General features: G+C 65.0%; 18 protein-coding genes. 10 read left to right on the top strand and 8 right to left on the bottom strand.

Annotated elements, in window-relative coordinates:
* Window positions 1-24: 24 nt before the first annotated feature.
* Window positions 25-246 (top strand): hypothetical protein, encoded by a 222-nt coding sequence (locus N6H05_RS23585; RefSeq protein WP_048938363.1) that lies wholly within the window; start codon window positions 25-27, stop codon window positions 244-246.
* A gap of 118 nt (window positions 247-364) precedes the next feature.
* A complete protein-coding gene (locus N6H05_RS23590) occupies window positions 365-823 on the top strand; it encodes a nucleoside deaminase (protein WP_284111925.1) in 459 nt (152 codons plus the stop codon).
* Here N6H05_RS23590 and N6H05_RS23595 read toward each other — a convergent pair.
* Window positions 785-2,698, bottom strand: coding sequence for a hypothetical protein (locus N6H05_RS23595; protein WP_284111926.1), 1,914 nt, complete (start codon window positions 2,696-2,698; stop codon window positions 785-787). The two genes, N6H05_RS23590 and N6H05_RS23595, sit on opposite strands and share 39 nt — an antisense overlap.
* 44 nt (window positions 2,699-2,742) lie before the next feature.
* Here N6H05_RS23595 and N6H05_RS23600 point away from each other — a divergent pair, with 44 nt between their 5' ends.
* A complete protein-coding gene (locus tag N6H05_RS23600) occupies window positions 2,743-3,159 on the top strand; it encodes a GtrA family protein (protein WP_284111927.1) in 417 nt (138 codons plus the stop codon).
* A 19-nt stretch (window positions 3,160-3,178) separates the two neighbouring features.
* On the opposite strand, the gene N6H05_RS23605 is transcribed toward N6H05_RS23600, so the two are convergent.
* Window positions 3,179-4,072 carry an AraC family transcriptional regulator gene (locus N6H05_RS23605; RefSeq protein ID WP_284111928.1) on the bottom strand — a complete coding sequence of 298 codons (894 nt, stop codon included), beginning with the start codon at window positions 4,070-4,072 and terminating at the stop codon, window positions 3,179-3,181.
* Between the two features lie 189 nt (window positions 4,073-4,261).
* Here N6H05_RS23605 and N6H05_RS23610 point away from each other — a divergent pair, with 189 nt between their 5' ends.
* Complete coding sequence (locus tag N6H05_RS23610) at window positions 4,262-4,993, top strand: SDR family oxidoreductase (RefSeq protein ID WP_284111929.1); 732 nt, start codon at window positions 4,262-4,264, stop codon at window positions 4,991-4,993.
* Window positions 4,994-5,073: 80 nt separating this feature from the next.
* Here the strand turns inward: N6H05_RS23610 and N6H05_RS23615 are convergent, their stop codons facing one another.
* From N6H05_RS23615 to N6H05_RS23625, 3 genes are read right to left on the bottom strand one after another with little or no spacing between them, the layout of a single operon-like run.
* Entirely contained in the window at window positions 5,074-5,880 is an 807-nt protein-coding gene (locus tag N6H05_RS23615) for a LytR/AlgR family response regulator transcription factor (RefSeq protein ID WP_007713350.1), read from the bottom strand.
* Window positions 5,877-6,983, bottom strand: coding sequence for a sensor histidine kinase (locus tag N6H05_RS23620; protein WP_284111931.1), 1,107 nt, complete (start codon window positions 6,981-6,983; stop codon window positions 5,877-5,879). Before N6H05_RS23620 ends, N6H05_RS23615 begins: the two co-directional genes overlap by 4 nt.
* Window positions 6,984-7,038: 55 nt before the next feature.
* Complete coding sequence (locus N6H05_RS23625; RefSeq protein ID WP_010336740.1) at window positions 7,039-7,521, bottom strand: winged helix-turn-helix transcriptional regulator; 483 nt, start codon at window positions 7,519-7,521, stop codon at window positions 7,039-7,041.
* Window positions 7,522-7,642: 121 nt separating this feature from the next.
* Between N6H05_RS23625 and N6H05_RS23630 the strand changes: the two genes are divergently transcribed.
* Window positions 7,643-9,748 carry a RelA/SpoT family protein gene (locus N6H05_RS23630; RefSeq protein WP_284111932.1) on the top strand — a complete coding sequence of 702 codons (2,106 nt, stop codon included), beginning with the start codon at window positions 7,643-7,645 and terminating at the stop codon, window positions 9,746-9,748.
* Window positions 9,749-9,803: 55 nt separating this feature from the next.
* Here N6H05_RS23630 and N6H05_RS23635 read toward each other — a convergent pair whose 3' ends face one another.
* Both N6H05_RS23635 and N6H05_RS23640 read right to left on the bottom strand, forming a co-directional pair.
* Complete coding sequence (locus N6H05_RS23635; RefSeq protein ID WP_037506112.1) at window positions 9,804-10,091, bottom strand: addiction module antidote protein; 288 nt, start codon at window positions 10,089-10,091, stop codon at window positions 9,804-9,806.
* Between the two features lie 34 nt (window positions 10,092-10,125).
* Window positions 10,126-10,416, bottom strand: coding sequence for a type II toxin-antitoxin system RelE/ParE family toxin (locus N6H05_RS23640; RefSeq protein ID WP_284111933.1), 291 nt, complete (start codon window positions 10,414-10,416; stop codon window positions 10,126-10,128).
* Between the two features lie 373 nt (window positions 10,417-10,789).
* On the opposite strand from N6H05_RS23640, the gene rplJ reads away from it, so the two are divergent.
* The 3 genes from rplJ (at window position 10,790) to N6H05_RS23655 (ending at window position 13,349) form a co-directional block, all read left to right on the top strand.
* Window positions 10,790-11,305: a 50S ribosomal protein L10 gene (gene rplJ / locus N6H05_RS23645; protein ID WP_284111934.1), complete on the top strand. Its 516-nt coding sequence runs from the start codon at window positions 10,790-10,792 to the stop codon at window positions 11,303-11,305.
* 72 nt (window positions 11,306-11,377) lie between these two features.
* Window positions 11,378-11,752: a 50S ribosomal protein L7/L12 gene (gene rplL / locus N6H05_RS23650; RefSeq protein WP_004210471.1), complete on the top strand. Its 375-nt coding sequence runs from the start codon at window positions 11,378-11,380 to the stop codon at window positions 11,750-11,752.
* A 169-nt stretch (window positions 11,753-11,921) separates the two neighbouring features.
* Entirely contained in the window at window positions 11,922-13,349 is a 1,428-nt protein-coding gene (locus N6H05_RS23655) for a carboxylesterase/lipase family protein (RefSeq protein ID WP_284111935.1), read from the top strand.
* Window positions 13,350-13,358: 9 nt separating this feature from the next.
* Here N6H05_RS23655 and N6H05_RS23660 read toward each other — a convergent pair whose 3' ends face one another.
* A complete protein-coding gene (locus N6H05_RS23660; protein WP_284111936.1) occupies window positions 13,359-14,834 on the bottom strand; it encodes a porin in 1,476 nt (491 codons plus the stop codon).
* Window positions 14,835-15,080: 246 nt separating this feature from the next.
* On the opposite strand from N6H05_RS23660, the gene N6H05_RS23665 reads away from it, so the two are divergent.
* Together N6H05_RS23665 and N6H05_RS23670 are read left to right on the top strand one after the other, a co-directional pair.
* Window positions 15,081-16,589, top strand: a complete 1,509-nt coding sequence (locus N6H05_RS23665) for an ABC transporter substrate-binding protein (protein WP_284111937.1) — start codon at window positions 15,081-15,083, stop codon at window positions 16,587-16,589.
* 65 nt (window positions 16,590-16,654) lie between these two features.
* The gene (locus N6H05_RS23670) at window positions 16,655-17,077 is read left to right on the top strand and encodes a DUF4112 domain-containing protein (protein ID WP_284111938.1); all 423 of its coding nucleotides are present in this window, start codon (window positions 16,655-16,657) and stop codon (window positions 17,075-17,077) included.
* The last annotated feature ends 4 nt before the right edge of the window (window positions 17,078-17,081 follow it).

A 17,081-nucleotide genomic window follows, 5' to 3' on the forward strand; every position in this document is an offset into this window, starting at 1 on the left:
CCCCGTTCAACAGAGGAGAGTGCCATGCGTTTCATCGGCGGATTGCTGCTGATCGCGCTTATCGTCATCGGCGCCGGGATAGCAACCGGATTCATCGACTTGCAGAAGACTCAGGAGGGTCGCCTGCCCGAAGTGCAGGTAAAACAGGGCGCCCTGCCCAAATATGAGGCGAGCGTCGCCAAGGTCGAAGTGGGCAGCCGCAACGAAACGGTCGAGGTTCCGACCGTCGACGTGAAGAAGCCCTGAGTCGATTCGCGGCTTCTTGATGCGCCTCCCGGCGCATGAACGGCACCAGCCTTCAGCCGAGTCCCGTGCCTTCCGCTGAAGGCTGGTGCAGCTCTCCCTCTCCGACTAAGGCGGGGTCATGACCTCGCCCTTTCCCTTGCCCGAACCCATGCGCCGCGCCTTTGCGCTGGCGCGGCAAGCCGAAGCGGCGGACGAGGTGCCGATCGGCGCCGTGGTCACGCGCGATGGCGTCATCATCGGCGAGGGCGAGAATCGCAACCGCCGCGACAATGATCCCACCGCCCATGCCGAAATGGTCGCGATTCGCGCGGCCGCCATCCGGATCGGCGACTTCCGCCTGACCGGCTGCGACCTGTGGGTGACTCTGGAGCCCTGCCCGATGTGTGCGGGTGCGATTTCCCACGCGCGCGTCGCCCGGCTCTATTATGCGGTGTCCGATCCCAAGGGCGGCGCGGTCGAACAGGGACCGCGCCTCTTTGCCCAGCCGCAATGCCTGCACCGCCCCGAAATCTATGGCGGGCTGGCCGAGGCGGAGGGATCAGCGCTGTTGCGCGACTTTTTTGCCGCCCGGCGCTGAATAATCGATTCTGTACAGCGTGTAAGGCAGCGTCATCGCCGTCCTGAGCTTTACCGGCTGCAACCAGGCCGGAATCGTGCCACGCATCAGGTCCGCATAGAAACCGCGCGGGCTGCGCGACTGATAAATGGTCCCTTCGGGGAAATTCGGACAGACCAGCAAATAGGTCGCATGATGCTTCGCCGCGATCGGGCGGAAGGCGTCGGCCGGCCCGTCATAGGCATGATGCATGTCGAGGATCGTCGCGCCATTGCGATGATAGGGTCCGGCCACCGCGCTATGATGCGTCGTGGCGATGATGCGCGGCCCCAGATCGACCATGGTGAAGATGGTCGCCGGCGGCAGCTGGTCCAGCACCTCCAGCGCCGGCAGCGTGCGACAGCGGCCATTGGCCTTCTTGATCGCGTCGGTGCGGGCAATGGCGGACGGGCGCCACGGCTTGGGCTTGGTGCCGGTCGCCTGCTGCCACAGCGTAATCACCTGCGGATAGAGCGGATAGGCAAAGGCGATGGCGCCGACCAGCAGCGCGCCGATGCCCGCCAGGATGCGCACCCGGCGCGATCCGGTGAAGATCGCCGTTACCAGCCGCCATCCGGCCCAGGCAGCGGGCGGGATCGCCAGCAACTGTGCCGCCGGCCCGGCGCGCAGCTGCCAGAAGAGCAACGCGGTCGAGAAGAGCATCATCAGGCCGATCGTCGCGAAGGCCCAGAGCCGGTCGCTGTCGCGCCGCAGTTCCCATAGCGCCCAGAACAGGCCAATGAGACCCACCGCCGGCAGCGCCATCAGCGGCACGACCAGGCTCTGCGCCTGCGCGGTGATGGGCTTTGCCTCGCGGATATTGGCGAGCCAGAGCTGCTGCAGTTCGGGCGAGATCTGATAGGGGGTCAGGCATTGCGGCCAGTTGAGCAGGAAGAACAGCCCCACCGCGCCGCCGACGATCATGCCGGCGATCAGCCGCTGCCACCAGAGCCGCAGCGGCAGGCGGCTGAGCAGCACCATGCCCGCACCGGCCGCGCCGAACACCGCGACCCAGATCGGCGATATGGCGTCGCACACCATGTGGCGATTATCGTAGCTGGCGAAGAGGACGTAGCAGAGCGAGGTCGCCCCCGCGAGGCTGAGGCCATAGGGCAGCATCCGCCGCCCGGCGCCATCGCGGAACACCCAGCGCAGCGCCACCAGCGCGCCGCCGGCAGCGAGATAGACGATCATCTCCATGCCGATCGCCACCGACAGGGCGCTCGACACGCCGGCCACCACGCCGCCGCGCAGCCAGTTGCGGTCAATAAGGCCCGCCATCATCGTCAGCGCCAGCGCCAGTTGCCAGCCATGATGGTCGATCCGCATCGGCGCGAACATGCCCAGGCCCATCTGCGCGGCGAGCGGCGCCAGCACCGCGAACAGCCAGGCCCAGCGCGCGCCGACCGCGTCCCCCGCCAGCCGCCGCGCGATCGCCCCCAGGCTCAGCATCAGCAGGAACAGCGGCAGCAGCGGCGCGATCGCGCAGGCCAGCCGGTCGGCCAGATCCTGTTCGACAAAGGCGCGGAAGAACAGCATCAGCCCGGCGAGCGGGATGTCGACCAGCCGCGACCAATGGATATTGGCGCCGCCCGGCGGATCGAGCCGATATTGGCGCAGATCATACCAGCCCTGCCCGGCCAGCCAGTCCTTGACCTGGACGAAGCGGATATTGTCGTCCGTGTCGCTCAGCGTCAGCCAGTGGATAGCGGGCCAGCGATCGACCAGCATGCCGACCAGGATCGCGATCCAGATCAGGAAGGTCAGCCACTTCCAGTGGCGATCGGCATAGGCGGTGAGGATCGCGAACCAATGGGACGCGCGGGCGCGAAAAGCAGGCCAGCTTTGCAAGTTCATGGCCGGTGGATTAGACGCTCCGCATCAAAGCGCAACGGGGCTCCATGAAAATCATCGACCAATTGTCGCCCGCCCACCGGGACCTGTTCTGGCAGATATTGCGCTATGGCGTGACCGGCCTGTTCATCACCGCCTGCCAGGCGGCGATCTACTGGACCCTGGCGGCGCCGGTCGGCCTCCATCCCCAGGTCGCCAACGGCATCGGCTATCTCTGCGCCGTGGTCATCGGCTATGTGCTGCACAATGCCTTCACCTTCCGCGGCCATGGCAGCCAGTCGGGCCATGCCGCGCGCGGTTTCCGCTTCGTCGCGGTCTCGCTGGTCAGCTATGCGCTCAACGCCCTGTGGGTCTATCTGTGCGTCACCCATATGCGCTGGCCCGAATGGTCGCCGATCCCGGCGATGATCTTCGTCACCCCGGCGGTGGTGTTCGGCCTCAACCGGCAATGGGTGTTCCGCTAAGGGAAATACCCCCGATTCCTCAGATCGCCAGCGCCCGGTTCGGCATGGTGCGCAAGCGGCCGACGTCGCGCTGGGGTGGCGCGCCGAACAGGCGGCGATATTCGCGGCTGAACTGGGACGGGCTGTCATAGCCGACCTGATAGCCGGCCTCGGCCGCGTCGATCCGCTCCGCCAGCATCATCTGCCGCGCCTGCTGGAGCCGCAGCTGCTTCTGATATTGCAGCGGCGTCATCGCCGTCGCGCGGCGAAAATGATCGTGGAAGCTCGACAGGCTCATGCCGGCAAGATCGGCCAGCACCGGGCCGCTGAACGGTTCGCGATAATGGGCCTTGAGCCAGCGGATCGCGCGCGCAATCTGGCCGGTGCGGCTGTCTCCACTGGCGATCGCCCGCAGCAGTCCGCCACTCGGCCCCATCATCAGCCGCAGCAGCAATTCCCGCTCGACCAATGGCGCCAGCAGCGCGGCGCTGTCCGGCTGGCCGAGCAGGCCGGTGAGCCGGCTCGCCGCGTCCAGCAGTTCGGGCGTGATCGGATGGAGCGAGAGCGCCCGCCCCTCCTCCACCGCCGCAGCGGGCGACAGGGTCAGCGCGATGTCGGACAGCATCGCCGGGTCGAGATAGAGGCAGAAGCAGAGATAGGGTCTGTCCCCATCCGCCTGCGTCACCGTGCCGGTGATCGGCAGGTCGAGCGAGGCGACCAGATAGCTGGCCGGGCCATAGGCTATGACCGCGTCGCCCATCATCACCTGCTTGGCGCCCTGCGCGATGATGCACAGTGCCGGGCGCTGGAGCATATGCACCGGCTCGCCCGGCTGCGACCAGCGCACCAGCGTCAGCCGCGGGATCAGCGTGTCGCATATGCCGTCCGTGTCCATATGGCGGGCGATCTGTTCGCCCAGATGCTCATGGCTCATGCGCACCACCTTCCAGGAATTTCAGGCAATCCAGATAGCCCATAAGCCCATCAATGGCCACGCAAGATCAACCATTCGGAAAATCGTGCAATCATGGCGCAGGACCATTCTACCGCTCCGGGGTCCATCGGGCGCATTCCTGCTCCATCGGATCGGATGTCGATCCACCCCAAGGATGGAGCTTCAATCATGGCTATCGAGAACAAGGTCATCGCGATCACCGGCGCCAGCAGCGGCATTGGCGAGGGCACGGCGCGGCTGTTGGCGGCGCGCGGCGCCAGGCTGATGCTGGGCGCGCGCCGCACCGACCGGCTGGCGGCGCTCGCCGACGAACTCAATGCTGCTGGCGGCAAGGTCGCCTTCCATGCGCTCGACGTCACCGACCGCGCCGATGTCGAGGCCTTCATTGCCGCAACCGAAGCCGAATTTGGCCGCATCGACGTGCTGGTCAGCAATGCCGGGCTGATGCCTCTGTCGCGCTTCGACAGTTTGAAGGTCGAGGAATGGGACCGGATGATCGACGTCAACATCCGCGGCGTGCTGCACGGCATCGCCGCCGCCCTGCCCCGCTTCAAGGCCCAGGGCAGCGGCCATTTCGTCAACATCTCGTCGATCGGCGGCTATCGCGTCTGGCCGACCTGTGGCGTCTATTCGGCGACGAAATATGCGGTGCGCGCCGTTTCCGACGGGCTGCGGATGGAGCATGACGATATCCGCGTGACCATCGTGTCGCCCGGCGTGGTCGAATCCGAACTGGCCCACACCATCACCGAAGCGGGCGCCGCCGCCGCGATGGAGGATTTCCGCGCCATCGCCCTGACGCCCGACGCGATCGCCCGCGCCATCGCCTATGCGGTGGAGCAGCCCGACGATGTCGATGTGAACGAATTGATCGTCCGTCCGGTGCGGACGATGGACTGAGGAAAAGGGCGCGGGATCGGCTCAAGCCATCCTGCACCAAACGGCCGGCCGCCCCTGCACGGGCGGCCGGCGCCGTTTCGTCAGTGGACGAAACGCGCGACGACGTCGCGGTAGGAACGGCTGACCTTTACCTGTGCGCCGGATTCCAGCACCAGGAAGCATTCGCCGTTGGTATGGGGTTTCACCTGGCGCACCTGGCTCAGGTTAACGATGGTCGAGCGATGGACACGCTGGAAATTGCGCGGGTCGAGCCGCTTTTCCAGATCCTTCATCGTCTCGCGCAGGATCAGCGAATTGTCGGCGGTATAGATGCACATATAGTCGCCGGCCGCGTCGATCCGCTCGATCGAATCCACGTCGACGCGGAAAATCTGTCCGCGATCCTTGATATTGATGAGCTTTTCGAAACGGTTGGATGCCGGCGCATCCTCATCCCCGGCGGCGGAGAAATCGCTCATCGCCTGGGGCGCGACCTCGGCCAGCACCTCGCGCAGCTTTTCCGCTTCCTGCACCTGCTTCTTGTCGGACAGCCGCAGCCGCACCCGGTCGAGCGCATCGGCCAGGCGGCCTTCATCCACCGGCTTCATCAGATAATCGACCGCCTGCGCCTCGAACGCGCGGATCGCGTGGTCGCTATAGGCGGTAACGAAGATGAACAAAGGCGGTTCGACCTCCATCATCCCCTGGACGACGGAGAAGCCGTCGAAACCGGGCATCTGGATATCGAGGAACACAAGGTCGGGTTTATGCGTCTTGATGGCACGGATGGCTTCGCGGCCATTGGTGCAGGTCTCGATGATTTCGACATCCTCATGCGCTTGCAGACGGAGCTTAAGGCCTTGGATAGCCAGGCTTTCGTCGTCGACGAGGATTGTTCTGATGGTCATGCGGCCACTTTCGATGTTTCATCCATGTTAAGCGGAATTTCGATGATGACCGAAAAACCGCTTGGCGTGGAACGCGTTTCGAAGCTCTGTCGTTCCCCGAAGGCCTGAATTAACCGGTCCCGGATGTTCGGCAGGCCGACGCCCGTCCCCTCGCTGACCAGAATGTGTGGCTTCATTGCGCCATCGTTCAATCCCGGCCCGCTGTCCGACACGACGATCCGGACATTTTCACCGGCGGGTTGCGCCGAGACCGAGATTTCCGCCCCTTCCTCCTTGGGCGTGACCGCATATTTGATCGCATTTTCCACCAGCGGCTGCAGCAGCAGCGACGGCAGACGCGCATGGGCGACCGAGGGATGGACGTCGAAGGACGGCCGCAACCGGTCCTCGAAGCGCATCTTCTCGATCTCCAGATAGAGTTTCAGCGTCTCGATCTCCTGCTCGATCGTCACCTGCGCAGTCGGCTCGTTGATCAGCGTATAGCGCAGGAAGGAGGACAGCCGCGACAGCATCGCATTGGCGCGCGTCGTTTCCTTGAGCAGCACCAGCGTCGAGATGGAATTGAGCGTGTTGAACAGGAAATGCGGATTGAGCTGATAGCGCAGCATGGCGAGCTGCGCGCTCGACGCCTGATTCTCCAGATGCAGCAGCTGGTCGGCCTGTTCCTCCACCGTCAGGTAGAAATTGATCGCATAATAGAGCGCCGACCAGGCGCCCAGCAGCGTCATCGACAGGTAGAAAGCGCCCAGGAACAGCTGCAACCCGGCGGTTTCGCTGCCCTTGTTCTGGGTCGAAAAGACCCAGGCATCGATGAAGGCGACCATCGCGGCGGCGGCGACCACGGTGACGATCGACGCGCCCCAGGTCAGGATCGGCCGTTGTTTCTGCAGGAAGCGGAAGGCGACCGCGATCAGCAAGGTCGCCGAATAGCCGGTGACGGTGGAGATCAGCACCGGGATCAGGCTGGAAAGCGGCTGACCATTGGCGATGGTCGACGATCCGCGCAGCAGGAAGGCCCCGGCCCAGCCAAGCGACTGGAGGTTCCAGAAAGCGCGATTCTTGTCCGCGAAAAAGGGTTTGGGCTGCAGGGGATGGACTGACATTGCCGATAGCCTAGGCGATTTCAGCGCCATGGTGAAGCCGCCCCGTCGTCCGGTATCAGGCCGCCGCAGCCGGCTCTTGCGCCATCGGGGTCACTTCGTCGCGGCACAGCCAGACCAGATCGCTGAGGTCGAGCGTGCGGCCGTCATGCGCCTGGATCGCGATCGCGCGGATCGGCAGGCCATCGCGCTTGTCCGCCAGCACCTGGCAAAAGGGCGGCGCGCTGCCCCATTTTTCGCCCCACTGGCGCAGCGCGATCATCGCGGGGGCCAGTTCCTGCCCCTTTTCGGTCAGCCGATATTCGACCTTGCGCCGGTCGCATTGCATCGGCTGGCGCAGCATGATGCCATTTTCGACGAGCCGCGCGAGGCGGTTGGCCAGGATGTTGCGGGCAATGCCCAGCGTCGACTGGAACTCCTCGAAATGGCGAATGCCCGACAGGGCACCGCGCAGGATCAGGAAGGACCAGCGCTCACCCATCGCCTCCAGCGCGGCGGGAAGAGCGCATTGTTCCAGGTCCTGGGCAAGATTATGTTTCATGATGTCGATCTAATAGCGCAAAGCGGCAACCGTTGCAAAAGTTGCACAAGGGCAACCCAAATCACACAGATCGGGATTTTTTTGTTGCGCTGCAAGGCGCTTCCCACACAATCGGGAAACGATGCTACGTCAATATGAACTTGTCGAACGGGTAAAGCGCTACGATCCGGATGCGGATGAAGCGATGATCAACCGCGCTTATGTCTTCTCCGTCCAGAAGCATGGCAGCCAGAAGCGCGCCAGCGGCGACCCCTATTTCAGCCATCCGATCGAGGTCGCGGGTATCCTGACCGATTTCTATCTGGACGACCAGACGATCGTGACCGCGCTGCTGCACGACACGATCGAGGATACGCTGGTCACCTATGACGAGATCGAGGAGGCGTTCGGCAAGGATGTCGCCCGCATGGTCGACGGCGTGACCAAGCTGTCCAAGATCGAGGCCATGTCCGAAAATGAGCGGGCGGCCGAGAATCTGCGCAAGTTCCTGCTCGCCATGTCGGACGATATCCGCGTGCTGCTGGTGAAGCTCGCCGACCGCCTCCACAATATGCGCACGCTGCACTTCATCAAGAATGAGCAGAAGCGCCGCCGCATCGCCAAGGAGACGATGGACATCTATGCCCCGCTGGCGGAGCGGATCGGCATGTATGACTTCATGCGCGAGATGCAGCTGCTCGCCTTCCGCGTGCTGGAACCCGAAGCCTATGACAGCATCACCAAGCGGCTGGAGCAGCTGAAGGAAGGCGGACATGACAAGGTCGACCGGATCGGCGCGGAACTGCAATTGCTGCTGGGCGGCCATAATCTGTCCGTCACCGTGTCGGGCCGCGAAAAGCATCCCTATTCCATCTGGAAGAAGATGCAGGAACGGCACATCAGCTTCGAACAGCTGACCGACGTCATGGCCTTCCGGGTCATCACGGAAACGACCGAGGATTGCTATCGCGCGCTGGGCGTCATCCACCAGACCTTCAAGATGGTGCCGGGCCGGTTCAAGGACTATATCTCCACCCCCAAGCGCAACGGCTATCGCTCGCTCCACACCACGGTCATCCATCAGGAAAATGCCCGTATCGAGGTGCAGTTGCGCAGCCGCGACATGCATAATGACGCCGAACTCGGCCTCGCCGCGCACTGGGCCTACAAGCAGAAGGGCGACGCCACTGACCAGAATGCCGCCTGGCTGCGCGACCTGGTCGAAATCCTGGAACAGAGCCAGGATGCGGACGAGCTGCTCGAACATACCCGCATGGCGATGTATCAGGATCGCATCTTCGCCTTCTCGCCCAAGGGCGAGCTGCACCAGCTGCCCAAGGGTTCGACCCCGGTCGACTTCGCCTATGCCGTCCACACCTCGCTCGGCAACCAGACCGTCGGGGCAAAGGTGAATGGCCGGGTGGTGCCGCTGCGCACATCCCTGGAAAATGGCGACCAGGTCGAAATCCTCAAATCGGCCGGCCAGGAACCCCAGCCCGGCTGGCTCAGCTTCGCCATAACCGGCAAGGCGCGGGCCGCCATCCGCCGCTTCATCCGCCAGAAGCAGCGCGGCGAGGAAGTGGCACTGGGCGAAAAACTCTATGAGGAAATCATCGGCCGCTTCTCGCCCGAGCTAGCGAGCGAGCTGGGCGACAAGGCGCTCAATGCCGCGCTCAAGCGATTGAAGCTGGAGGATCGTGCCTCGCTGATGGTGGCGATCGCCACCCATCGCCTGCTCGATTCCGAGGTGATGGAGGCGCTGATCCCCGGCTCCACCAGCGGCCAGGAACTGGAGGACGCCCATCCACGCCAGCATGCCCCGGTCTCGATCCGCGGCCTGACGCCGGGCATCGCCTACAAGCTGAGCGAATGCTGCCACCCGGTGCCGGGCGACCGCATCGTCGGCATCCGCCGCACCGGCGAGCCGATCGAGGTCCACACCATCGACTGCCGCACGCTGGAGGCGGGCCAGGACGACGACTGGGTCGACCTCAGCTGGGACAGCAAGTCCAAGGGTGGCACCGCCCGGCTGCAGGTCATCGTCAAGAACCAGCCCGGCGCGCTCGCCGCGGTCGCCAATGTGTTCGGCGCGACCAAGGCGAACATCCTCAACCTGCAACTGGTCAATCGCGAAGGCCCCTTCCACACCGACATCATCGACCTGGAAGTGGCCGACGCCCAGCATCTGAGCCGCATCGTCTCGGCGCTGCGCGCCCTCGACACGGTGGTGCAGGCGGACCGGGTCTAGGACCATCCTCGCTTCGGCGGTGGCACCTATCGCCACTGCCGAAGCAGGCCATCGATCAGGCAGCCGCCTCGATCCGCATCCGCAGGCCCAGCGCCGGCAGCAGCTTCAACATGCTGCCCAGCGTCGGATTCCCGTCGGGGCCGAGCATCCGATAAAGTTGCTGGCGCTTCATGCCCGTTGCCTTCGCCAGCTCGGTCATGCCATGCGCCCGCGCCACGATCCCGATGGCCTGGGTAATGACATGCACGTCACCGGTGGCGAACGCATCGGCGAGCAGTTCCGCCTGATCCTCCGCTTGCGTCAGTGCCTCAGCGGCATCAAAACGGGTCAATTCGATCGTCATACCAGCCTCCTTGGCCGGGTCGATGAGGGATAGCTCAATCGATCCGGGCCGCCATATCCTTTGCCCTGGCGATGTCCCGCGGCTGGCTCGACTTGTCGCCACCGACCAGCAGGACGATCAGCCGATCCCCGCGCCGCACGCAATAGAGGCGATAACCCGGACCGAAATCGACACGCGCCTCCAGCACGCCATCGCCCACCGACTTCACATCACCCAGCAGTCCCAGTTCGAAGCGCGCAATCCGCCCGGCAATCTTCGACCGCGCCCGGCGATCGCGAAGCGCGGCAAACCATTCTGCAAAGACCGGCGTTTGCAGCACTTCCATGGCGACAACATATATGTGACACGCCGACACTTATCAAGCCATCGTCGGCCGCACCGGCCGTCCTGCCAGCGTTTATCCGTTGCGTTCCATGCCCAAAATCTGTAAGGGAGCCCCAGCAGACCCGTGGCTCATGCCATTGGTCTTCCGTCCGAGACAGTTGGTGAAGGGAATTTGCCCTTCTTAATCTCCAGCCTAGACGGGGAAAAGTTCTTTACCGGACGGGCCATGCGCCCGATTCGGGTCTGCCTGTCTTCCTTCTCGAGGATATGGGCCAGTCGACCTCTCCCCTTCGGACTTAACTGCCCCATGGCTTGCCATGGGTTTTAGCCGTTCGCGTGGCGCAAGCGACGCGAACATGAAGTGGAGTAATGGCATGGATCGTAATCAGAAAGCTGAGGTCGTTTCCGCGCTGAACGCAGAGCTGGCAGAAGTTGGCGTGGTCGTCGTGACCCGCAACCTCGGCATGACCGTCGCCCAGTCGACCGTCCTGCGCCAGAAGATGCGCGACGCCGGTGCGTCCTACAAGGTTACGAAGAACCGCCTCGTCAAGATCGCCCTCGAAGGCACCGACTATACCGGCATCAGCGACCTGCTGGCCGGCCCGGTTGGCCTCGCCTCCTCGGTCGATCCGGTTGCAGCCGCCAAGGTTGCAGTCGATTTCGCGAAGACCAACGACAAGCTTGAGATCGTTGGCGGCGCGATGGGCGAAGTGCTGCTCGATGCGGAGGGCGTCAAGGCCCTGGCATCGATGCCGTCGCTGGATGAACTGCGTGCGAAGCTGGTCGGCCTTCTGGTCGCCCCGGCTACCAAGCTCGCAACCGTCACCCAGGCACCGGCTGCGCAGCTTGCGCGCGTCTTCAACGCCTATGCGGAGAAGGAAGCGGCCTGAGCCGCCCCTCATCCTCATTAACTTTTGAACCTCATTTGTTCGGGGCGATCGCCCCTTAGAAGGAATTGAAAAATGGCAGACATCAACGCTCTGGTCGATCAGCTCTCGGCCCTCACCGTCCTCGAAGCCGCTGAGCTGTCGAAGGCTCTGGAAGAAAAGTGGGGCGTTTCGGCCGCCGCTGCTGTCGCTGTGGCCGCTCCGGCTGCTGGCGGCGCCGCTCCGGCTGCTGAAGAGCAGACCGAATTCGACGTGATCCTGACCGGCGACGGTGGCAAGAAGATCAACGTCATCAAGGAAGTCCGCGCCATCACCGGCCTGGGCCTGACCGAAGCCAAGGCTCTGGTCGAAGGCGCCCCGAAGGCTGTCAAGGAAGGCGCCAGCAAGGACGAAGCCGAAAAGCTGAAGAAGCAGCTGGAAGAAGCCGGCGCGACCGTCGAGCTGAAGTAAGCTGTTGCGGCCTTGCTTCGGCAAGGCCCGGCTTCCTGGCTCCGGCCAGAGAAATAGGGGGTGGTGCCTTCGGGCGCCGCCCCTTTTTCTTTGCCCGATCAAGCGGATTGATTTCCGCGCCATATTTGCCTCTATTCCCGCCGAAAGAACGGAATGGAGGATGCAGGCGATGCAGCGGACCACTATCATCGGGCTGGGCGCCCTATTGCTCGGCACCAGCGCCCTTGGCACGATGCCCCTCGCCGCCCGTTCCCCCACGCCCCAGCCGCAGATGGTCCAGACCGAGGCGGGAATCGTCCATGGCGCGCTCGACGCCGGGGTGGAAAGCTGGAAGGGCATTCCCTTCGCCGCGCCGCCGGTCGGCGACCTGCGCTGGCGCATGCCCCAGCCCGTGGCCCGCTGGCAGGGTGTGCGCGAAACCACCGCCTATCGCAACGACTGCATGCAGCTTCCCTTCCCCAGCGACGCCGCCCCGCTCGGCACCCCGCCGGCCGAGGACTGCCTCTACGCCAATGTCTGGAAGCCCGCCGGGGCGAGCGCCAGGCTGCCGGTCCTGTTCTGGATCTATGGCGGCGGCTTCGTGAATGGCGGCTCCTCCCCGCCAACCTATTCGGGCGCCGCGCTGGCGAAGCAGGGGCTGATGGTGGTCAGCTTCAACTATCGGCTTGGCCGCTTCGGCACCTTCGCCCACCCCGCCCTTGCCGCCGCGAACGAGGACAAGGGCCTCACCGGCAATTACGGCCTGATGGACCAGGTCGCGGCGCTGCAATGGGTGAAGCGCAACATCGCCCGCTTCGGCGGCGATCCCGCCAACATCACCATCATCGGCGAAAGCGCGGGCGGCATGTCGGTCCACGCGCTGCTGACCTCGCCTTTGTCGCAGGGCCTGTTCCAGCGCGCGGTCATCATGTCGGGCGGCGACGGCCAGATGATGGGGCCAAAGGACGGCAGTGCCGCGACGATCGGCGAGGCCTTTGCCGCGACCAAGGAAATCAAGGGCAGCGACGCCGCCGCACTCAAGGCGCTGCGCGCTCTGCCCGCCGACCAGGTGATCGACGGCCTCAACCTGGAAGGCATGTTCAAGGGCCAGCTCGGCCCCTACAGCCCGCCCTTCCCCGACGGCAGGATCGCGGTCAATCCCGCCGCAGCCTATGCGGCCGGCAATTTCGCCCATGTGCCGGTAATGGTCGGCGCGACCGGCGCGGACATTGGCGGCCCGACCGGCTTCATGGTCGGCGGCGCCCGCACCGTCGCCGCCTCGCTCGCGGCGGCGAAGCTGCCGGTCTATGCCTATCGCTTCGATTATGTCGCCACTTCGGTGGGCAAGCCCGGCGCCGGCCATGCCACCGACATCCCCTATTTCTTCGACACCCAGGCGATCAAATATGGCGCCGCGACCACGCCACGCGACAAGGATATGGGCCGCACCATCAGCGCCTATATCGTCAATTTCGCGCGCAGCGGCGACCCGAACGGCACCGGCCTTGCCGCCTGGCCGCGCTATGACGCGAGCGAGGACCGGATCATGTTGTTCAACCCCGACGGCAAGGCGGCGGCACAGAAGGATCCGCTACCGCCGGTCACGCCCAAAGGGTAGATTGGCCGGTCAGTAGTTCCACTGCACCTGGGTGCGGATCAGATTGCCTTCCGCCCGGCCGGTGCGCCGTTCGTCGGCTTCGGCGCGCTTCATCCGGCTATAGGCGAAGGTGAATTCCAGCGCCTTCCACGGCTGCCATTCCACACCCAGTTCGAATTCGTCGGTTTCCAGCCGCGGCGCATTGGTGCCGGCCTTCCACCCGCCGCGATAATGCTGCCAGCGGGCGTAGGGCATCAGCGCGCCGATCGTCTCGGTCGGCAGGCGATACATCATCTGGACATAACCGCCGCTCAGATTCTTGGTCTCGATCGACTGGCTGTCCAGGTCATATTCCGGCCCCTTGCCCCAATTCCATTCGGCCTGGATGCCGAACGGCTGGGGATAGAGAATGGCGTGCAGGCCGACGCGATCATCGTCATAGGCGATCGTGCTGACGCCGCCGCTGCGCAGTTCGGGCTGCACATCGTTCATCATCGCCGATCCGCCGATTTCCAGCACCTGGCCTTCAAAGGCGCCGCCCAGCCCGTCCAGCTCGAACGGCCAGGTCGCGAACGCCACCTTCATCAGCCCGCGATTCTGTTCGGTCCGGTTGGTGCCCTGCCCGTTGAAGACGCCCAGGCCGAACGCGCCATAATTGCCGAACAGCTTCTGCCCGTCATGCCCCAGCCGGTCCCATATCTGCTGCACCGATGTCGGCGTATAATAGCCGACAATGCCCAGATCGCGCTCGCTTGGCACCGCGCTGTTGATCGCGTCGCTGCGGTCCAGCGTCAGCCGGTTGGACGAGGACTGCATATTTTCCCAGCCGAACGGCACCTTCGACTGACCGAAGCGCACACGCCAATTCTTGTCCTTGTCGAGGAAGACATCGGCATAGGCATCGCGCAGCTGGACGAAGCCCTCGCGCCGTTCGGTGCCCGCCTGGTTGTTCACCGCCGACGCGAAATCGGACTGGAGATAGAGCGACACCCGATCGGACACATCGCCCTGCAGCACCAGCCGCGCCCGGCGCAGCGAAAAGCCGCCGCGATCCGAGATCGAACTGTCATGGGGAGAACGCAAACGGGATTGGCCCGCCGGCGCCGTATCATCGCCCGACAGGAAGCCATTGTAGCGCATCTGGGTATAGCCGCGCAGCGACAGCTTCTCATACCAGGCCTTGGACTTGGACGGGGTCGCCGACACCGGGACGGCCGCCGGCGCAGCCGGTGCAGTGGCGAGCGTGACAGGCGCAGCAGGCGCAGCAGGCGCAGCAGGCGCAGCAGGCGCAGCAGGCGCAGCAGCGGCTTCCACCGCGGGCGCGGGCGCGGCCGCCACCGGCGGCGCGCTCTTGTTGGCGGCCAGTGCGCCGGTCAGCGCCTGCACCTGCGCCTTGAGTTCGTCGATCTGGCGCTGCAAGGCCGCGTTATCCTGCGCCTGTGCCGGCGCGGAGATCATCAGCGTCGCCAGCGCGGTGCCGGCGGCCAGTCGCAATCGGAGCGTCATTCCTGTCCATTCCCCTGTTTCGGGGACGCCAGTATGAATATTATGTTACATCGCAGCGTCTTTCAGATGTCGGTTTTGTGACATCGGCAAAAGCGCCGATCGCGGTTGGCGGCGGCGCCCCATCGGGCTGGAGCAGATTTTGCTCCGGCTGTGCCGGATCGGCTGCTCCATATTTTTGATTTCCCGCGTTTTCCGAGTCATCAGGTGATTCCACCTGATTGGAAAACGCTTTAAGCCCGTTGCTGCATGTTTGCCGTCCCGCCCCGCCTGCGTCGCCTGTCGCGCCACGCCACCCTGATCGCCGGGGCCAGCCTCGGCCTCGCGCTCGGCAGCTGCTCCGACGAAGGCAGCGGCCCGGTGGTGGTTAGCGTCATCGGCAGCCGCACCGAACTTGCCAAGCCCTTGCAGAACCTGCCCAATCCGGCGGCGAAGCTGATCCTGGAGGCCACCGCCCAGGGGCTGGTCGCCTTCGATGCCGGCGGCGACATCTTGCCTGCCCTCGCCCAGCGCTGGGTGGTGGAGGATGACGGGCGCAGCTATATCTTCCGCCTGCGCCGCGCCTTCTGGGCCAACGGTTCCCGCGTCACCGCGCCCGATGTCGCCCGGATGCTGATGGCGCGGATCGAGATGCTGCGCCAGCTCGACCCCGACGGGCCGCTCGACGCGGTGCAGGCGGTCGTGCCGATGACCGGCGAGGTGATCGAGATTCGCATGGCCGCCGCCCGCCCCTATGTGCTGCAGATGCTGGCCCAGCCGCAAATGGCGGTGCTGTCGCGCGACGGCGGCACCGGCCCCTATCGCAGCGTCTGGCGCAGCGGCGCGGCGATGCTCGCCCCCGTCGATCGCCTCAGCGGCGACGATGCCGACAGCGATGAGGAAGAAGCCGGCGTCCCCGCCTGGCAGACCCGCGTGCTGCGCGCCGAGCGTGCATCCCTCGCCATCATCCGCTTCCGCGAGAAACAGTCGGCGCTGGTGCTGGGCGGCCGTTATGCCGACCTGCCCCTGCTGGTGCCCGCCGGGATCGATCGCGACGCGGTGCGGATGGACCCGGTGCAGGGGCTGCTGGGCCTTGCCGTCACTGGCAAAGGCGATCTCCTCGACGATGATGGCGTGCGCGCCGCGATCAACATGGCGGTCGATCGCAACCAGTTGCTCCAGATGTTTCCGCTGGGCGGCTGGGCGATCAGCGAGCAGTTGCTGCCCGGCCAGCTCGACCTGCCGGTGGCGCCGCCCACGCCCGCCTGGGTCGGGCAGGCGATGGATGATCGCCGCGCACAGGGCCGCGCCATCATCGACCGCTGGCGCAATACCCATGGCGATCCGCCGCCGCTGCGCATCGCCCTGCCCGCCGGCCCCGGCTCGACCCTGTTGTTCGGCCTGTTGGCGCGCGATCTGGGCGCCATCGGCCTGGCCGCAGAGCGGGTCGACCTGGTCGACAAGGCGGACCTGTCGCTGATCGACGAGGTCGCCGCCTATGACAGCGCGCTCTGGTATCTCGGCCGCATCGGCTGTGCCCGCAAGATTCACTGCAGTCCGGAAGGCGAATCCGCGCTGCAGGCCGCCAGCCTCGCCAGCACGGCGGAGGAACGCGCCGCCCGCGTCGCCCAGGCGGTGGGCCTGATTCAGGCCCATAATGGCTATATCCCGCTCGGCGCGCCGATCCGCTGGTCGCTGGTGTCGAAACGGCTCAGCGGCTTCCTGCCCTCGCCGCGTGGCCGCCACCCATTGAACCATCTCTTCCGCAGCACCAACTAAGGGTCTGCGCCCTTTTCGCCGCGCCGGACGTTATCCGGCTGCTCGGGGCTTTGGAGAGTGATGGAATGCCCGTTTCGGCCAAGCAGTTCGATGAACTTGTTCGTGACATGCCCGGCTTCGGCCGCGACCCCGCCTCGATCCGTCGCCGGATCGAGATGATGGAGGCCGTGCTGGAGGGGCTGTTCGTCATCCCCGGCACCAAGCGCCGGGTCGGCCTCGACAGCCTGGTCGGCCTGGTGCCCGTCGTCGGCGACATCGCGACCGCCGCCATGGGCGCATGGATCGTGTGGGAAGCCCGCAATCTCGGCCTCTCCAAATGGCAGCTCACCCGTATGGCTGCCAATGTCGGCGTCGACACGCTGGTCGGCGCCATCCCCTTTGCCGGCGATATCTTCGATTTTCTCTACAAGTCGAACACGAAGAATCTGCGCATCATCCGCAAGCATCTCGATCGCCACCATCCCTCGACGGTGACGATCGACGGCTGATATC

The organism is Sphingobium sp. WTD-1 (genome assembly GCF_030128825.1).
In the GTDB taxonomy this organism is placed as follows: domain Bacteria; phylum Pseudomonadota; class Alphaproteobacteria; order Sphingomonadales; family Sphingomonadaceae; genus Sphingobium.

Coding starts and splice junctions, on each gene's coding strand:
- N6H05_RS23655 (WP_284111935.1), top strand. CDS start 11,922: ATGCAGCGGACCACTATCATCGGGCTGGGCGCCCTATTGCTCGGCACC.
- N6H05_RS23585 (WP_048938363.1), top strand. CDS start 25: ATGCGTTTCATCGGCGGATTGCTGCTGATCGCGCTTATCGTCATCGGC.
- rplJ (WP_284111934.1), top strand. CDS start 10,790: ATGGATCGTAATCAGAAAGCTGAGGTCGTTTCCGCGCTGAACGCAGAG.
- N6H05_RS23660 (WP_284111936.1), bottom strand. CDS start 14,834: ATGACGCTCCGATTGCGACTGGCCGCCGGCACCGCGCTGGCGACGCTG.
- N6H05_RS23670 (WP_284111938.1), top strand. CDS start 16,655: ATGCCCGTTTCGGCCAAGCAGTTCGATGAACTTGTTCGTGACATGCCC.
- N6H05_RS23590 (WP_284111925.1), top strand. CDS start 365: ATGACCTCGCCCTTTCCCTTGCCCGAACCCATGCGCCGCGCCTTTGCG.
- N6H05_RS23665 (WP_284111937.1), top strand. CDS start 15,081: ATGTTTGCCGTCCCGCCCCGCCTGCGTCGCCTGTCGCGCCACGCCACC.
- N6H05_RS23635 (WP_037506112.1), bottom strand. CDS start 10,091: ATGACGATCGAATTGACCCGTTTTGATGCCGCTGAGGCACTGACGCAA.
- N6H05_RS23640 (WP_284111933.1), bottom strand. CDS start 10,416: ATGGAAGTGCTGCAAACGCCGGTCTTTGCAGAATGGTTTGCCGCGCTT.
- N6H05_RS23615 (WP_007713350.1), bottom strand. CDS start 5,880: ATGACCATCAGAACAATCCTCGTCGACGACGAAAGCCTGGCTATCCAA.
- N6H05_RS23610 (WP_284111929.1), top strand. CDS start 4,262: ATGGCTATCGAGAACAAGGTCATCGCGATCACCGGCGCCAGCAGCGGC.
- N6H05_RS23600 (WP_284111927.1), top strand. CDS start 2,743: ATGAAAATCATCGACCAATTGTCGCCCGCCCACCGGGACCTGTTCTGG.
- N6H05_RS23595 (WP_284111926.1), bottom strand. CDS start 2,698: ATGAACTTGCAAAGCTGGCCTGCTTTTCGCGCCCGCGCGTCCCATTGG.
- N6H05_RS23605 (WP_284111928.1), bottom strand. CDS start 4,072: ATGAGCCATGAGCATCTGGGCGAACAGATCGCCCGCCATATGGACACG.
- rplL (WP_004210471.1), top strand. CDS start 11,378: ATGGCAGACATCAACGCTCTGGTCGATCAGCTCTCGGCCCTCACCGTC.
- N6H05_RS23630 (WP_284111932.1), top strand. CDS start 7,643: ATGCTACGTCAATATGAACTTGTCGAACGGGTAAAGCGCTACGATCCG.
- N6H05_RS23625 (WP_010336740.1), bottom strand. CDS start 7,521: ATGAAACATAATCTTGCCCAGGACCTGGAACAATGCGCTCTTCCCGCC.
- N6H05_RS23620 (WP_284111931.1), bottom strand. CDS start 6,983: ATGTCAGTCCATCCCCTGCAGCCCAAACCCTTTTTCGCGGACAAGAAT.